The organism is Shinella zoogloeoides (assembly GCF_022682305.1).
Taxonomy (GTDB): Bacteria; Pseudomonadota; Alphaproteobacteria; order Rhizobiales; family Rhizobiaceae; genus Shinella; species Shinella zoogloeoides_B.
In genome coordinates, this window is record NZ_CP093528.1 from 2,189,790 (window position 1) to 2,204,516 (window position 14,727).

The 14,727-nt window shown below is 61.1% G+C and carries 14 protein-coding genes; 10 read left to right on the forward strand and 4 right to left on the reverse strand.

Features of this window, described 5'->3' with window-relative positions:
• Positions 1-8: 8 nt before the first annotated feature.
• Positions 9-1,382, reverse strand: a complete 1,374-nt coding sequence (locus MOE34_RS11135; protein WP_242216770.1) for an NAD(P)/FAD-dependent oxidoreductase — start codon at positions 1,380-1,382, stop codon at positions 9-11.
• Positions 1,383-1,528: 146 nt separating this feature from the next.
• On the opposite strand from MOE34_RS11135, the gene MOE34_RS11140 reads away from it, so the two are divergent.
• Positions 1,529-2,965: an NAD-dependent succinate-semialdehyde dehydrogenase gene (locus MOE34_RS11140; protein ID WP_242216773.1), complete on the forward strand. Its 1,437-nt coding sequence runs from the start codon at positions 1,529-1,531 to the stop codon at positions 2,963-2,965.
• An 18-nt stretch (positions 2,966-2,983) separates the two neighbouring features.
• The gene (locus tag MOE34_RS11145; protein ID WP_242216775.1) at positions 2,984-3,637 is read left to right on the forward strand and encodes a GntR family transcriptional regulator; all 654 of its coding nucleotides are present in this window, start codon (positions 2,984-2,986) and stop codon (positions 3,635-3,637) included.
• A gap of 29 nt (positions 3,638-3,666) precedes the next feature.
• On the opposite strand, the gene MOE34_RS11150 is transcribed toward MOE34_RS11145, so the two are convergent.
• Complete coding sequence (locus MOE34_RS11150) at positions 3,667-3,864, reverse strand: 2-hydroxymuconate tautomerase (RefSeq protein ID WP_242216776.1); 198 nt, start codon at positions 3,862-3,864, stop codon at positions 3,667-3,669.
• Between the two features lie 140 nt (positions 3,865-4,004).
• Here MOE34_RS11150 and MOE34_RS11155 point away from each other — a divergent pair, with 140 nt between their 5' ends.
• The 6 genes from MOE34_RS11155 (at position 4,005) to MOE34_RS11180 (ending at position 10,327) form a co-directional block, all read left to right on the forward strand.
• Entirely contained in the window at positions 4,005-5,633 is a 1,629-nt protein-coding gene (locus tag MOE34_RS11155; protein ID WP_242216778.1) for a choline dehydrogenase, read from the forward strand.
• Between the two features lie 38 nt (positions 5,634-5,671).
• A complete protein-coding gene (locus MOE34_RS11160; RefSeq protein WP_242216780.1) occupies positions 5,672-6,421 on the forward strand; it encodes an electron transfer flavoprotein subunit beta/FixA family protein in 750 nt (249 codons plus the stop codon).
• A gap of 24 nt (positions 6,422-6,445) precedes the next feature.
• Positions 6,446-7,378, forward strand: coding sequence for an electron transfer flavoprotein subunit alpha/FixB family protein (locus MOE34_RS11165; protein WP_242216782.1), 933 nt, complete (start codon positions 6,446-6,448; stop codon positions 7,376-7,378).
• A 72-nt stretch (positions 7,379-7,450) separates the two neighbouring features.
• Positions 7,451-8,221, forward strand: coding sequence for a pyrroline-5-carboxylate reductase (gene proC / locus MOE34_RS11170; RefSeq protein WP_242216784.1), 771 nt, complete (start codon positions 7,451-7,453; stop codon positions 8,219-8,221).
• A gap of 49 nt (positions 8,222-8,270) precedes the next feature.
• Positions 8,271-9,107, forward strand: a complete 837-nt coding sequence (locus MOE34_RS11175) for an oxidoreductase (protein ID WP_242216785.1) — start codon at positions 8,271-8,273, stop codon at positions 9,105-9,107.
• 248 nt (positions 9,108-9,355) lie between these two features.
• The gene (locus MOE34_RS11180) at positions 9,356-10,327 is read left to right on the forward strand and encodes a quinone oxidoreductase family protein (protein ID WP_242216792.1); all 972 of its coding nucleotides are present in this window, start codon (positions 9,356-9,358) and stop codon (positions 10,325-10,327) included.
• On the opposite strand, the gene MOE34_RS11185 is transcribed toward MOE34_RS11180, so the two are convergent.
• Positions 10,328-11,278 carry a LysR family transcriptional regulator gene (locus tag MOE34_RS11185; RefSeq protein ID WP_242216794.1) on the reverse strand — a complete coding sequence of 317 codons (951 nt, stop codon included), beginning with the start codon at positions 11,276-11,278 and terminating at the stop codon, positions 10,328-10,330.
• On the reverse strand, positions 11,275-12,216 hold the full coding sequence (locus MOE34_RS11190) for a LysR substrate-binding domain-containing protein (protein ID WP_242216796.1): 942 nt from the start codon (positions 12,214-12,216) through the stop codon (positions 11,275-11,277). Before MOE34_RS11190 ends, MOE34_RS11185 begins: the two co-directional genes overlap by 4 nt.
• Positions 12,217-12,332: 116 nt before the next feature.
• Between MOE34_RS11190 and MOE34_RS11195 the strand changes: the two genes are divergently transcribed.
• Together MOE34_RS11195 and MOE34_RS11200 are read left to right on the forward strand one after the other, a co-directional pair.
• Positions 12,333-13,586, forward strand: a complete 1,254-nt coding sequence (locus MOE34_RS11195) for an aromatic ring-hydroxylating oxygenase subunit alpha (protein WP_242216797.1) — start codon at positions 12,333-12,335, stop codon at positions 13,584-13,586.
• A complete protein-coding gene (locus MOE34_RS11200; RefSeq protein ID WP_242216799.1) occupies positions 13,576-14,658 on the forward strand; it encodes a hybrid-cluster NAD(P)-dependent oxidoreductase in 1,083 nt (360 codons plus the stop codon). The genes MOE34_RS11195 and MOE34_RS11200 overlap by 11 nt, the downstream gene beginning before the upstream one ends.
• Positions 14,659-14,727 lie beyond the last annotated feature (69 nt).

The window sequence follows — 14,727 nt, forward strand, 5'->3', positions numbered from 1 at the left end:
GGAGGTTCTCAGAGCAGGCCGCGGTCTACACTCTCAGTGAGGTCGTCCGGTAAACCACCGGTTTCATAGCGTTTGGCCGTCAGGGCTTCCGCATAGGACGGGACCGCCCTTCCGGCTACCCAATCGGCGCAGATCGACCCGCTCATGGTCGCCGTCATGGTTCCGAAGCCCGAAGGCGCGGCAGCCATGAATGCACCCGGTGTCCTCATCGGACCGATCAGCGGCCAGTTTTCCTTGGTCATCGTGTAGTAGCCGCCATAGTGATGCGACTGCCGCGGAAGACGGCCGATGTAGTTCGCGAGCCCCGGCTGAAGACGGCTCGCCGCCCGTAGCACTAGGTCGGGGAACTGGGTATCGATCGGCTCCGCGTCATGCGGGTCGGATGCCGTCGAATTGTAGGCCCAGCCGAGCTTGATCCACTTCCCGCTTTCCGGGCCGTCGGGCCGGCAATGGATGCCTCCAACCATCGGCCTGGTGAACTTCTCTGTCGCTGGATCGCTTTCGAGCAACTCGCGTTCCTCGTCGGTCCAGGAAAGGGTCGGTCCGTCGAGGTCGATCGTAAACGGGAGATTCCTTGGAACGACACCCAGATGGTCCTCAAAACTTATCTTCTGCTGGTACACGTTGAGGACGGGAACGTCTTCGCCGATGTATCCCGCGACATCCCGAACGAACGGTCCACCCGCGTTGACCAGCTTCTCCGCTGAAAGCGTCTTAGTCTCACCGCCCCTGTCGATCGAAAGCTCGAACCTCGAACCCGCGGTCACGGAGACAACGTTTCCGCGAATTAACACTCCACCCGCCTCGCGAATGCGCTCGAGCATGAACTGGCCGAGCTGCTGACCGCTTATCGATCCGGCGCGCCGGACATGAATAACCGCCTCGACATCTGGAGCGTATGCGGGAAACGCCTTCCGGATCAGCGCGCGGTCCTTGATGACATCGAAGCCGCCGGGGGCCTTCGACCAGTCCGAGGTCGATTCGAGATAAGAGTCGTGAGGGCCGGAACCCGAATGAATACGCACGAAGCCGTCTGCATCGCCGTAAGCCCTATGAAGCCCGTCGACCAGGTCCGACGGATCGCTTCTGCGGGTCACCAGCGCGTAGCCTCGCCGCGTCATGTTGATCCGGTTGCCGCTTTCCCGGGCGATGTCTTCGAGCAGTCCGATACTGTCGTCCGTCAGCCTCCTCATGACTTCGTCCGGCCACCAGTTGCGGTAGTTTTCTCCCGATTGAGCAGAGGTCAGGCTCATGGGATCGCGCGGGTCGATCAGGGCGATGCTGCGAATTCCATGCCTGGCGACGAGATAGTACGCAACGGAAATACCCATGATCCCCGCGCCGACCACCGCGACTTCGACACCGTTCAACTGACTTGCCATCGACGATCCCTATCGTGCCTCCGCTACTGTCGCGGACATTATCCAACCTTTGATGATTGCATACGATATGGAAATCTTTTATACAATACCCAACTTCGCAATCTCCTCCTTCGGGGAGTGCGTTCACTAACTGGAGGTCCGGAAAAATGTACGGTGAGAAACTGGAGCTGTTGATCGACGGAGAATGGGTGGGTGCCGACGTGCGCGACAGCGTCGCCTTGATCAATCCGGCAGACGGTAGTGAACTTGCCCGCCTCCCCCGCGCCACGAAGAGCGACCTTGACCGCGCCCTCGATGCTTCGGGCCGTGCCTTCAAATCCTGGAAGAGGACGACCGCCGCGCACCGTTGGGAAATCCTGAGCCGCGCCGCCGACCTCATCGAAGCACGCAAGTCCGACATCTCCCGGACCCTGACAATGGAGAACGGCAAGTCCCTGACCGAGGCCAACGGGGAAGTCCAGTTCTGCGCAGACGCGACCCGGTGGTACGCCGAGGAGGGCAAGAGGGCTTACGGGCGCATCATCCCCTCCCGCAATCTCGACGTTCGTCAGCTGGCCTTCAAAGAGCCGGTCGGCCCCGCCCTCGGTTTCGCAGCCTGGAACTTTCCAGGCGGCAACGTCACGCTGAAAATCGCGGCCGCGCTGGCTGCCGGGTGCACCATCATTATCAAGCCCAGCGACGAAACTCCCGGTACAGCCGTCGCGATCGCGCGCTGCTTCCATGACGCCGGCGTTCCCCATGGCGCGCTCAACCTCGTTCTGGGGCCGTCCGCACCGACGGCGGAGCATCTCATCGCATCGCACATTCCCAAGAAGGTCTCGCTCACCGGGTCCACCCCTGTCGGCAAACTCCTGCAGCGCCAGGCCTCCGAAACCTTGAAACGGTGCACGATGGAACTGGGCGGTCACGCGCCGGTTGTCGTTTTCGAAGACGCCAGCCTCGAAAAGACCCTCGATGTCCTCACCGCGTCGAAGTTCCGCAACGCGGGACAGGTCTGCACCTCGCCCACCCGCTTCTACGTCCATGAGAACGTCTACGAGCGTTTCGTCAAAGGACTGACGGACCGGGCCAGCCGGATCGTCGTCGGCAACGGCCTCGAGCAGGGAACTCAGATGGGCCCGCTGATCGCCGAACGGCGGCTCGATCTCATGGACGGCTATGTCAAGGACGCAGTCGCGGGCGGCGCAACGGTGACGCTTGGCGGCGAGCGACGCGGCGGCAAGGGTAACTTCTACCTTCCGACGGTCCTGCGCGACGTGCCCGACAACGCGAAAGTGATGAACGAAGAGCCGTTCGGCCCCCTCGCGCTCCTCGCGCCCTTCAGGGAAATGGACGAGGTCATCGAACGCTCGAACGCTTTGCCGTGGGGGCTCGCGGCTTACGTCTTCACCCAGAGCGCGGCCATTTCGGCGACCATGAGCGAGGAACTCGAAGCCGGGGTCGTAGGCGTAAACCACACCTCGGTTCACGAAGCCGAGACCCCGTTCGGCGGCGTCAACGAGTCGGGTTACGGCGCCGAGAGCGGAATTGAAGGTCTGGAGGCCTACCTCCGGACAAAGTTCGTCGCCGAGAAGCGGGTCTAACGGTCGGAAGGATTCGTCGTGAAAGCAAACGGGCATCAGCGCCGGCCAGCGCCCGAGCTGGTACGCGATGGGGTGAGAGAGGCGATTTTCAGCGGTAACCTTCCCGAGGGAACGCAACTGCGCCAAGACCAGCTCGCGGAGCAATATGGCACGAGCCGTATCCCCGTTCGCGAAGCGCTACGGCAACTCGAATCCGAGGGGCTGGTCAGGATCGAACCGAACAAAGGCGCGGTCGTGACCAGCCTGTCCGTCGCCGACGTACTGGAGATGCTGGACATCCGGATCGCGCTGGAATGCCACGCGTTACGCCTGGCCGTGCCGAACATGGCCGAAGAGGACTTCACGTACGCGGAGAGCATTCTCGAGACCTACAATGCCGATCCCGACCCGGAGCACTGGGGCGCGATGAACTGGAGATTCCACTGGACGCTCTACTCGCCGTGCAATCGCCCGAGGCTCCTCCAGATGATCGAGGCCAACTATGGGCACGTGAACCGCTTCGTGAGAATGCAGGTATCTCTTGCCGCCGGCAAGGAACGCCCGCAGCGCGAACACAAGCAGTTGGTGGACTTCTGCCGGGCCGGCGCGGTCGAGAAAGCCGTGGCGCTCCTGGAAACACATATCGAGCAGACGCAGAAGTCGGTGAGGGCGAGCCGCCGTCATCGGGGATAGACGCGCCCGCGCCTATCCCCGCGACAGATTCATTTGCCGTTCGCGCGTTGCGAAAGCAGGGTGCCGCCGAACGCCCAGTTGTCTGAAGAGACATCGGCGAACACGATGCTGACCGACTCCGGCGTGCATCCGCAATGCTCGACGATCGCGTCGGTGACCGCTTTTGCCGTCTTCTGCTTCTGTTCGACGGTCCGGCCTTCGGAGAGATCGATTCTGACCCAGGGCATTTTGGTTGTCCTTTCGAATTTTCCTGCGCGGCGACAGTTCGACACGCAGTTTGGGTTTGACACGACTTTATACAATACATATAAATCGTATCCAATAGCTTCAACAGGAAATCGACAGCTCTTTCGCAGGAAAACCAGGCATGCACTACGACTACGTGATTGTGGGCGCGGGATCAGCGGGATGCATCGTTGCGTCCAGGCTGTCGGAGGACCCCAAGGTAAAGGTACTCGTGATCGAAGCCGGCGGGTCGGACCGCAGTCTGATCATTTCCATGCCCGCGGCGCTCCCCTTCGCGTATCAGAGCAAGAAGCTAGGCTGGGGGTACCAGTCGGGTCCCGAGCCGAACCTCGGCGGACGCACCATCGATGAGAAACGCGGCCGGGTAGTCGGCGGCTCGTCCTCGATCAACGCGATGCTGTTCAACCGCGGCAACGCGCTGGACTTCGACAGCTGGGCCGAGGACGGGCTCACCGACTGGGACTACGCTCACTGCCTGCCCTACTTCAGGCGGATGGAAACCTTCCAGGATGGCTCGAACGAATGGCGCGGTGGCGAGGGGCCGATGAAAATCAGCCGTTGCAAAGCGTCCCACAAACTTCACGACGTGTTTCTGCGAAGCGGCGAACAGGCGGGATACTCCGTCACTCCCGATCACAACGCGTTCCGCCAGGAAGGGCTTCATATCGCTCAGGCGTTCATCCACGACGGCTCCCGCTGGACACCGGCGCATGGCTACCTCCATCCCGCGAGAAAACGGGGCAATCTCACCCTGATGTCGAACACCACGGTCCGGAGAGTGGCGGTGGAAAACGGGGCAGCCGTGGGGATCGAAATCGAAAGCCCCGACGGCCCGAAGCTCATCACCTGCGAGCGCGAAGTCATCCTTTGCGCGGGCGCATTCAACAGCCCACAGATTTTGATGCTTTCGGGAATTGGCGACCCCGACGAACTGCGCGCGCACGGTATCGAACTGAAGGCGGAGGCACGCCAGGTAGGCAAGAACCTGGAGAACCACCCGGGTGTGAATCTGCAGTACACGACCAGTTACGAGGACTCTCTCGTCTCAGAACTCAACCTGTTCGGTCAGGCGAAACTCGGAGCCGACTGGCTTCTGCGAAAGAAGGGGCTTGGTACCTCCAACTTCTTCGAAACCGGGGCTTTCCTGCGTACGAATTCGGAAGTCACCTATCCGAACATGCAGTTCGAGTTTCTGCCGCTCACGCGGCAGCTCAAGAACGGGAAGCTCGTTGCGATTCCGGGCTTCCAGTTCTGGATGGACCTCTCCCGTCCACAAAGCCGCGGCCGGGTGTCCCTCCGCTCGTCCAGTCCGAAAGACCCGCCTTCGATCGTGTTCAACCATCTCAGCACGGCCCAGGACGTCAAGGATATCATCGACGGCATCAGGATGGCGCGCGAGATGATCCGCCAGCCGGCCTTCGACAAGTACCGAGGCCTCGAACTCGCGCCAGGTCCGGACGTTCAGTCGGACAGCGAACTCGAAGCGTTCATCCGCGCCAATGTCGGTACGTCCTTCCATCCGGCGGGGACCTGTCGAATGGGAACGGACGCGGAAGCGGTCGTCGATGCCGAGGCAAGGGTGAAGGCCGTTCGGAGGCTGCGCGTCGTCGACGGCTCGATCATGCCGAAGATCGTGACGGCCAACCTCAGCGCCTCGATCATGATGATGGCTGAGAAAATCTCGGACAGGATTCTCAACAGGGCACCGCTTCCGCCCTCCTCCGCTCCTTTCTATCAATCTGCCCGCTGAGGCCTCTGGCCGTCCTGGGCAACTCGGAGAATAGCGCCATGAAGATACTGGTCACCGTTAAGCGGGTCGTCGACTACAACGTCAAAATCCGCGTAAAGCCCGATGGCTCGGGCGTGGACCTGGCGAACGTGAAGATGTCGATGAACCCTTTCGACGAGATTTCGGTCGAAGAGGCGCTACGCCTCAAAGAGGCGGGCAAGGCTGACGAAGTCGTCGTGGTTTCCGTGGGCTCGGCCAAGGCGGAGGAGACCCTCAGAACCGCGCTGGCCATGGGAGCTGATCGCGCCATCCTGGTCGAGACGGAGGAGAATGTCGAACCTCTCGCCGTCGCCAAAATCATCAAATCTGTCGCGGAAGCCGAAAAGCCCGGTCTCGTAATCGTAGGCAAGCAGGCGATCGACGACGATTCGAACCAGACCGGCCAGATGCTGTCGGCTCTCCTCGGATGGCCTCAGGCGACATTCGCCTCGAAGGTCGAAATCAAGGACGGCTCCGCCGATGTCAGCCGTGAGGTCGATGGCGGTCTCCAGACCATCAACATCAAGCTTCCGGCCGTCGTGACTTCCGATCTTCGCCTGAACGAGCCTCGCTACGCCTCCCTTCCCTCCATCATGAAGGCGAAGAAGAAGCCGGTCGACAGGAAGCCGCTCTCCGAACTCGGCATCGACGTTCGCTCGCGCCTGACCGTGCTCAACACCGAGGAACCCGGCGGCCGCAAGGCGGGTATCAAGGTCGCTTCCGTCGCCGAGCTCGTGGAGAAGCTCAAGGCAGAGGCAGGCGTACTCTAAACCGATCGGACAGGGATTTCACAGATGACCATTCTTTTGCTTGCAGAACACGACAACGCCAGCGTCAACGACCAGACCGCCAAAGCCATGACGGCAGCATCCCAGATCGGAGGCGACGTGCACGTGCTCGTAGCGGGGAGCGACGCGAAGGCGGCAGCCGATGCCGCGGCCGCCATCTCGGGGGTCGCGAAGGTCCTTCTCGCCGACGATCCGCGTCTCGCCAACCAGCTGGCGGAACCGCTTGCCGATCTTATCGTCTCCCTGGCCGCGGGCTACGACACGATCATCGCGCCAGCGACCGCGACGGCCAAGAACGTTCTGCCGCGCGTAGCCGCGCTCCTTGACGTAATGCAGGTGTCTGAAATCACGGAAGTCGTTTCGGCCGACACCTTCAAGCGGCCGATCTACGCGGGCAACGCGATCCAGACCGTACGCACTTCCGACGCGAAAAAGATCATCACGGTCCGCACGGCCTCTTTCTCCCCGGCCTCCCATGGCCCCCTTGCTGCCGTCGAGCAGGTTTCGACGGCAGCTCTTTCTTCGGGTCTTTCATCGCATGTTTCGGACGCGCTCTCATCGTCGGACCGTCCCGAACTTACGTCGGCGAAGATCGTAATCTCCGGCGGTCGAGCGCTCGGCTCGGCGGAAAAGTTCAAGGAAGTCATCCTTCCGCTCGCCGACAAGCTCGGCGCCGCCGTCGGCGCTTCACGCGCCGCGGTGGACGCGGGATACGCACCCAACGATTGGCAGGTCGGCCAGACGGGTAAGGTCGTCGCGCCGCAGCTCTATATCGCCTGCGGCATCTCTGGCGCGATTCAGCACCTGGCGGGCATGAAGGACTCCAAGGTCATCGTCGCCATCAACAAGGACGAGGAAGCCCCCATCTTCCAGGTGGCCGACTACGGTCTCGTCGGTGACCTCTTCGAGATTCTTCCCGAACTTGAGAAGTCCCTCTGATCGTCCATTCGCAATAAGGGGCCTGTCATGGCGCACATCGTTCTCGTTGGAGCCGGCAATATGGGCTTCGCAATGTTGAAGGGCTGGAAGGCGGCGACCTCGCACGACTTTACGGTGGTGGAACCGAATGATCAGCTCCGCGGCAGAGCGGCCGCGGAGGGCGTAACCGTCCTCGCCAGCCTTGAGGACTGGCGAGGATCGCAGTTGGCCGATGCAATCATCGTCGCGACGAAGCCCGACATCGTCGCGAGCGTCGCCGAGCACACCCCTCGCGTATCTCGTTCCGACGCTGTCGTGATTTCGGTCGCCGCAGGCGTGACGATCGAAAGGATCGCCGCTCGCCTTGGCGCGAGCGGCATCAGCGTGATCCGGTCCATGCCGAACACGCCGGCGGCGATTGGCGAAGGCATGATCGTATGCTGCTGCGACCCGAGAGTGACCGAAGCCCAGCGCGGGCTCGCGGAGGAACTTATGTCATGTGTCGGCAGGACCATCTTCGTTTCGGATGAGTCGATGATGGATGCCGTCACGGCGGTTTCGGGGTCCGGTCCCGCATACCTCTTCCACTTCGTTGAAGCCCTCACCTCCGCGGCGGAGACGGCGGGGCTGCCGCACGACATCGCTTCGCTCCTCGCAAAGCAGACGGTTCTCGGTGCGGCGAAACTGGTCGATAGCAGCGATACCGAACCGTCCGAACTACGCCGCCAGGTGACAAGCCCAAAAGGCACGACCGAGGCCGCACTCAATGTCCTTATGAAGGAAGGGGCCGGTCTTACGGCTATCGTAACCGAAGCAGTCCAGGCCGCGAAAGCGCGTTCCATCGAGCTTCGTGGGGCGAAGTAACCTCGCGGCTCTCGTAGCCGCCCCCGCGGCGCGCGCAGGAGTAACTCACATGGAACCGAAAACCTTCTTCATCACGGGCGCGAATTCCGGACTGGGTTTGGCGATCACCGAACTCGCGGTGTCCCGCGGTCACAAAGTCCTCGGGACCGTCCGGACCATCGAGGCGTTCGATGCACTCAAGAAGAGAGTGCCGGGCGCAATCCCCGTCAGATGCGACGTGACGGAGTTCGATACGATTCCCGGGATCGTCGCACAGGCCGAGCACGAACACGGACCCGTCGACGTGCTGATCAACAACGCGGGCTACGGACACGAGGGCGTTGTCGAAGAATCCTCCATCGAAGACCTGCGGAGGCAGTTCGATGTTAATGTATTCGGCGCGGTCGCCGTGGCGAAGGCCTTTCTTCCCCATTTCAGGCAGAGACGACATGGCCTTGTAGTCAACGTAACGTCCATGGCGGGCCTCGCGGGTTTTCCCGGAGTCGCCTTCTATTGCGGAAGCAAATTTGCGCTGCAGGGGATATCGGAATCGATGCGCGCCGAGATGGCACCCTTCGGCGTGCAGGTAACGGCTATCTGTCCCGGTTCCTTCCGGACCGACTGGGCGGGGCGTTCGATGGTCCGCGCAGAGCGTTCTGTCGCAGACTACGACGCGTTCTTCGATCCGATCCGGTCTGCACGTCAGGAGCGGCACGGAAGGCAGCAGGGAAGCCCCGCGAAACTGGCGGAGGCAATTCTGAAGCTCGTCGACCTTGAAAACGTTCCTTCCCAGCTCCTTCTCGGAAGCGATGCCTATTCCGTGGTTTCCGACAGGATCGCCCGATTGCAGCGGGAAATCGAAGAATGGAGAGCGGTTACCCTTTCCACGGACGGCGTTCCTGAATGAACTGAGCGTCTACGGCTCACCTACTGGCAGACGCGCCTTTATTACTTGTTTTCGATGAATCCAGCGGAGCGGCCTGGTCTTCGACGGCAACGTGTTCAGAGTCTGTCACTCCGACTTCCCACTTCAAAACTCACAAATCCATAGCGCCAAAATCCTGCATAGTATGCAGGAAATAGCTGCAAAGAGCCAGTATTGCTGCAACTATGCGGCAAGTCTAGCTTTCTTTCTCAAACAGAAAGGAGCTCGAAATGGCAACTGCGGTAAGGATCGAGAAGCCGGGTGACGTGAACGTCATGACTATAGCCGAGGTCGCGACATCACGGCCGGGGCGCGGTGAGGTATGGATTGAACACGAGGCGATCGGGGTCAACTACCTGGATGTCATGCAGCGCAAGGGCACAGCGCCTCTGCCCATGCCCAATGGTCTTGGTCTGGAGGCGGCAGGCCGTGTGGCCGAAATCGGTCCCGAAGTCGAAAATGTCGCTGTCGGCGACAGGGTTGCCTACATCCTGGGCCCCATCGGTGCATATTCCAGTGGGCGCGCCTATCCCGCCGACAGGCTCGTCAGGTTGCCCTCCTCTCTGACATTCGAGGAGGCTGCGGCAACCCTTTTCAAGGCAGTCACCGCCCAATACCTCATCAAGTCGACCTACCCCGTTCGCAACGGTTCTATAGTCATGACCTACGGGGCCGCCGGCGGTGTCGGTCAACTCCTGGTTCCGTGGGCGAAGGCACTAGGCGCGTTCGTGGTAGGCGTTGTTTCCAAAGAGGCAAGCATGGAACGCGCGTGGAGCGCCGGATGCGATGAAGTCCTGATTTGGGGAGCCGATCTTCCCCAACGCCTGCAGGCGGCGACCAACGGACAGAAGGCAGATGTCGTCTACGACGGAGTTGGCGCGGACACGTTCGGTGCGTCCCTCGACAGCTTGAGGAGCCGGGGCATGTTGGTGTCTATCGGCGCGTCCAGCGGACCGCCGCCCGCGATCGAGATGGGCACGCTCAATTCCAAGGGTTCGCTTTTCGTCACCCGTCCTGGACTTGCGGCGCATGCGACCGACATCGCCGAGTACCGCGAAAGGGTGCGGGACGTATTCGAGGCGATCGAAACGGGGATAATCAGGCCATCGCCATCGAGGACTTTCGCGCTTTCCGAAGTCGCCGACGCGCATCGCCTGCTGGAGAACGGGGAAGCAGGCGGAGCCCTCATTCTCAAACCCTGATTAGCCCTGGCCGTGTCCAGGCCTTCCGCCTACGGGTCGCCACGGTGACCCGTGGGCGAACACGTCGACAATCCAGTCGCAGAACGCGCTGACGTGCGCCGGGGTGTGCGTCTTCGAAGGGCGCAACAGAAAAACACCGCTGTCGATATCGAATGCCCAGTCCGGAAGTACCCGGACAAGACTTCCGTCCCGCAACTCTTCCGAGACAAGCCAGTCACCAGCGCCGAGGATACCAAGGCCTGCTTTCGCCGCCTCCACCAGAGACGGGCTGTCATTGGACGTGATGGTTCCCCTCGCGACAACCGTCTCCGCGCGCTCTCCGTCGGAAAGCCGCCATTCGGGAAAGTTCGCGAACCCGTTGAAGAGCAGGCAATTGTGGCGGGCGATTTCACCCGGGTCTCGCGGTGTCCCGTGCTCGTCCAGGTACGCGCGCGAAGCGCACAGAATTCGCTCGTGATGCCCCAGCCTGCGCGCGACAAGCCTGCTGTCTCGCAACGTCCCGATCCGAACCGCGACATCGACGCCCTCGCCGATCAGATCGACAAACTGTTCGCTGAAATGAACATCCAGTTCGACCTTCGGATGCAGCCTCATGAAAGACGGTAGCAACGGCGCAATCCACTTCCGTCCCATGGCCGCGGGAAGGGCAAGGCGCAGCCTGCCGCGTATTTCCGTGGCTCCCTCCGAAGCGGCGTGCCCGGCTTCCTCGATGAGTTGCTCGACGGTCGATATCTGTTCGGCCAGCTTTGCCCCGGCATCCGTGAGGCGCACGCGTCGCGTCGTACGCTCGACGAGGCGAACGCCGAGTCTCGCTTCCAGGGAAGAAACACGCTTGGATATGATCGTCGAGTGGCGGCCGATCGAGCGCCCCGCCTTCTCGAACGTGCCTTCGCGAGACAGGGCCAGTAGCGCGGCCAGCTCGTCGATGTCTTTCTGGTTGAACGCGTTCATGCGCCCCCGTCTCCTCTCTGTCGAGTCGTCTCCGTTCCCAACTCGGACGCTAGCCATCCGACGAACAGATCGAGAATGAGACTGTGCCTGCACCGATGGGACACGACGATGTGGAATTTCCCCTCCGCTTCCAGTTCGGCTTTTCCCAGCCGTACGAGTGTTCCGTCCTCCAGAAACGTCTTCACGAGGAGGTCCCACGCAAGCGCGATCCCCTCCCCCGACCTGGCCGCGTAAAGGGTTCCGGCGTAGTCGTTGAAAGTGAGGTTCGGTGCTCTTTTGGTCCGCACGATTCCGACCGCAGAAAACCAGTCCTGCCAGGTGTACCAGGTCGGCTGGTCGCTCACGGTACTGATCAACTCATATTCGGCGTTCCAAAAATGGCCGGCCGCGTCCCCAAGCCGCTGTGCATAGTCGGGCGACGAAACGGGAAAAAGGAAGTCCCCGCGCGAAGCAACGATCTCGCCGTCCTGAAACGGGGCTTTCCCATACCGGATCGCGACATCGACCTCTCCTTTTTCGAGATTGATAGGCTCGTCCGACGTCTTAAGGCGGATTTTCGCTTTTGGATGACTCCGCCGAAATTCGACCAACCTCGGAAGCAGCCACAACTGCGTGAACGCCGTGGTGGCCCCGATCGTAATCGCGCCATCGGCGGCGGATGCCCGAAACTCGGCGACGCTGTCCGCGATGGCCGTAAACTGCCTGTTCAAGGCGCTCGCTAGGCGGATGCATTCCGGCGTCGGTTCGATCGCCCTGTGCCGCCGGATGAACAGGGCCGACCCGAGGTCTGCCTCCAGGGACATAATCTGACGGCTGACCGCCGTCTGGGTAACGCCGAGTTCTCTCGCCGCCAGCGTGAAGCTTCGATGTCTGGCTGCCGCGTCAAGCGCGACCAGAGCGGTCAGCGACGGAACTGCCCGGCGAAACGGCTTCTCCATAATTCCCCTCCGACAACCCCTCTTTGCATGCCAAAAAGTCATTCAAAGGGCAAGGATTTATGATCTTGAGCATGTTTTTTGCCATGTCATGATCCTTTCACATTCGGAGAATGCATATGCTCAACAAGTTCAACTCAACCATTTCGGCGCTTCTGGATCAGCGAGCGGCATTCCAGTCGATACCTGCTCCGCTCTACACACGCGACGACGTTTTCGCCGCGGACATCGAGGTGTTCTTTCACAATCACTGGATTTGCATCGGAGTCGAAGCCGATGTTCCCGAGGCGGGTGATGCCTACATCGTCGACATCGGCAAGACGAGCCTCATTCTTCTTCGCGATGACGAGGGAGCCGTCAGGGTAGTCCGAAACGTCTGTCGTCACCGTGGGGCACGACTTCTCGATCGCGGTCCTTCGGTCGTCTCCAGGATCGTCTGCCCGTATCATCAATGGACTTACGAACTGTCCGGAGAACTCCTTCACGCGCCCCATATGGGCCAGGATTTCGACAAGAGCTGCCGCAGTCTGAAACATGTGAGTTTCCGGTCGATCGCCGGGCTGATCTATGTCTGCATGTCGGAAAACCCTCCCGAAGACATCGCGGCACTCGAGCGAACGATCGAGACCCGGCTCGAACCCTACGAGATGAGGCAGACACGCGTCGCGTTCGAAAAGGAGTTCATCGAAGAAGGGAACTGGAAGCTCACTATCGAAAACAATCGCGAGTGCTACCACTGTTCGGCAAACCACCCCGAGCTGTGCGTGACCGCCATCGACCTTCTCTTCGGCTTCGATCCCGAGACCCTGAGCGAGGAAGAAAAGCAGATGGTAGCCGAAAGCGAAGCGGTTTATGCCGCGCGCACGGCGAACTGGGAAGCGCGTGGTTTCCCGTCATCGGCCGTCGAGCAACTCGCCGGAAACACGACGAACTTCCGGACGCAGCGCCTGGTCCTTTCGAACGGCGCAGTATCCCACACGCTCGACGGCACGGCAGCCTGCGAACGCCCGCTGGGCCGCCTGACGGAAAAGGACCTCGGCGACACCCATATCTGGGGGCACAACTGCTGGCACCATTTCTTTTCGGACCACGCCGTGATTTCCATCGTGATCCCCCTATCGGCCAACAGGACTCTCGTCCGGACGAAGTGGCTGGTCCACAAGGACGCTGTCGAAGGCAAAGACTACGATCTCGAAAAACTGACGCGGGTATGGATCGAGACGACCGAGCAGGATGCCGCGCTTGTCGGCCGCACGCAGGCGGGAGTCGAGGACCCCGCATACGAGGCAGGCCCGTATTCCGCTTTCACCGAGGGACAGCTCGACAACTTCGCAACCTGGTACGTCGAACGGATGAGAGCACATGGCTATTGATCAACTTGTCCCGCCCGATCAGAAATCCGCCAAGGAATTCTGGGACCCGGAGATTGATGACGAACTGGTCTGCATCGACATCCACAACGAAACCCATGACGTAAAAAGCTTCACGTTCGTATCTCCGCAGAGGAAGCAATTCGCGTTCAGCGCCGGACAGTACTTCCTCTTCGAGCCGGGCTTGGAAAACGAGGACGACGGACGCTGCTACAGCATCTCCTCGTCCCCCTCGCGTAGCAACGCCATTACGATCACGGTAAAGCGCGTTCCGGGCGGCAGGATATCGAACTGGTTCCATGACGAACTGAAGCCCGGCGCCCTCGTGAAGGCATCGGGGCCGCTTGGCCGGTTCGCGCGCCCTGCGGCCGGGAAGTTTCTCTTCATATCCGGAGGGTCGGGGATAACTCCGGTGATGTCGATGCTCCGCGACCTCGCAGACCAGATGGAACCCGTAGACGCGGTCTTCCTGCATGCCGCCAGAACCCCTCGTGACTTCGTCTTCAAGGAAGAGCTCTTCAATATCGCATCCCGGCTAAAAGGCGTGAGGCTTCATCTCCTTCCGGAAAACGTGGGTGATGAAAGGTGGTGGCCCGGCCTCACAGGAAGAATCTCGAAGGAATATCTCTCGCTTGCCGTACCGGATATGGCGGAACGCGTCGTATTGTGCTGCGGCCCCTCCCCGTTCATGGCGACCGCGCAGGCGCTCGCGGCCGAACTCGGCGTGCCGGCAACGAGCTACGTCGAAGAAAGCTTCGACGCAGCCGTCATCGACGATGCACCCATCGCCGTCGACGAACGGAAGACTCTACGATCCTTCGAAGTCAAGTTTTCGAAGCAAGGCCGGGCTATCGACGTTCCCGCCGACCAGACCGTCCTATCCTGCGCGAAGAGAGCAGGACTCCGGATTCCATCCTCCTGCGCGAACGGCATATGCGGCACATGCAAATCGAAGCTGGTCAGCGGGGCGGTCGATATGCGACACGGCGGAGGCATCAGGCAGCGGGAAATCGACGCGGGAATGTTCTTGCCGTGTTGCTCCAGGCCCCTGAGCGATCTCGTGATCGACCGCTAAAACCGGAGGCCGCCGAGAAAATCAGGGCGGCCTACGAAGTCAGAGGCGGTTAGCGAGATTCCCCTCAGG

What these genes read in the sequence shown, in the direction of transcription:
- MOE34_RS11135 (WP_242216770.1), bottom strand. Translation starts at nt 1,382, where the DNA reads ATGGCAAGTCAGTTGAACGGTGTCGAAGTCGCGGTGGTCGGCGCGGGG.
- MOE34_RS11140 (WP_242216773.1), top strand. Translation starts at nt 1,529, where the DNA reads ATGTACGGTGAGAAACTGGAGCTGTTGATCGACGGAGAATGGGTGGGT.
- MOE34_RS11150 (WP_242216776.1), bottom strand. Translation starts at nt 3,864, where the DNA reads ATGCCCTGGGTCAGAATCGATCTCTCCGAAGGCCGGACCGTCGAACAG.
- MOE34_RS11155 (WP_242216778.1), top strand. Translation starts at nt 4,005, where the DNA reads ATGCACTACGACTACGTGATTGTGGGCGCGGGATCAGCGGGATGCATC.
- MOE34_RS11160 (WP_242216780.1), top strand. Translation starts at nt 5,672, where the DNA reads ATGAAGATACTGGTCACCGTTAAGCGGGTCGTCGACTACAACGTCAAA.
- MOE34_RS11165 (WP_242216782.1), top strand. Translation starts at nt 6,446, where the DNA reads ATGACCATTCTTTTGCTTGCAGAACACGACAACGCCAGCGTCAACGAC.
- proC (WP_242216784.1), top strand. Translation starts at nt 7,451, where the DNA reads ATGTTGAAGGGCTGGAAGGCGGCGACCTCGCACGACTTTACGGTGGTG.
- MOE34_RS11175 (WP_242216785.1), top strand. Translation starts at nt 8,271, where the DNA reads ATGGAACCGAAAACCTTCTTCATCACGGGCGCGAATTCCGGACTGGGT.
- MOE34_RS11180 (WP_242216792.1), top strand. Translation starts at nt 9,356, where the DNA reads ATGGCAACTGCGGTAAGGATCGAGAAGCCGGGTGACGTGAACGTCATG.
- MOE34_RS11185 (WP_242216794.1), bottom strand. Translation starts at nt 11,278, where the DNA reads ATGAACGCGTTCAACCAGAAAGACATCGACGAGCTGGCCGCGCTACTG.
- MOE34_RS11190 (WP_242216796.1), bottom strand. Translation starts at nt 12,216, where the DNA reads ATGGAGAAGCCGTTTCGCCGGGCAGTTCCGTCGCTGACCGCTCTGGTC.
- MOE34_RS11195 (WP_242216797.1), top strand. Translation starts at nt 12,333, where the DNA reads ATGCTCAACAAGTTCAACTCAACCATTTCGGCGCTTCTGGATCAGCGA.
- MOE34_RS11200 (WP_242216799.1), top strand. Translation starts at nt 13,576, where the DNA reads ATGGCTATTGATCAACTTGTCCCGCCCGATCAGAAATCCGCCAAGGAA.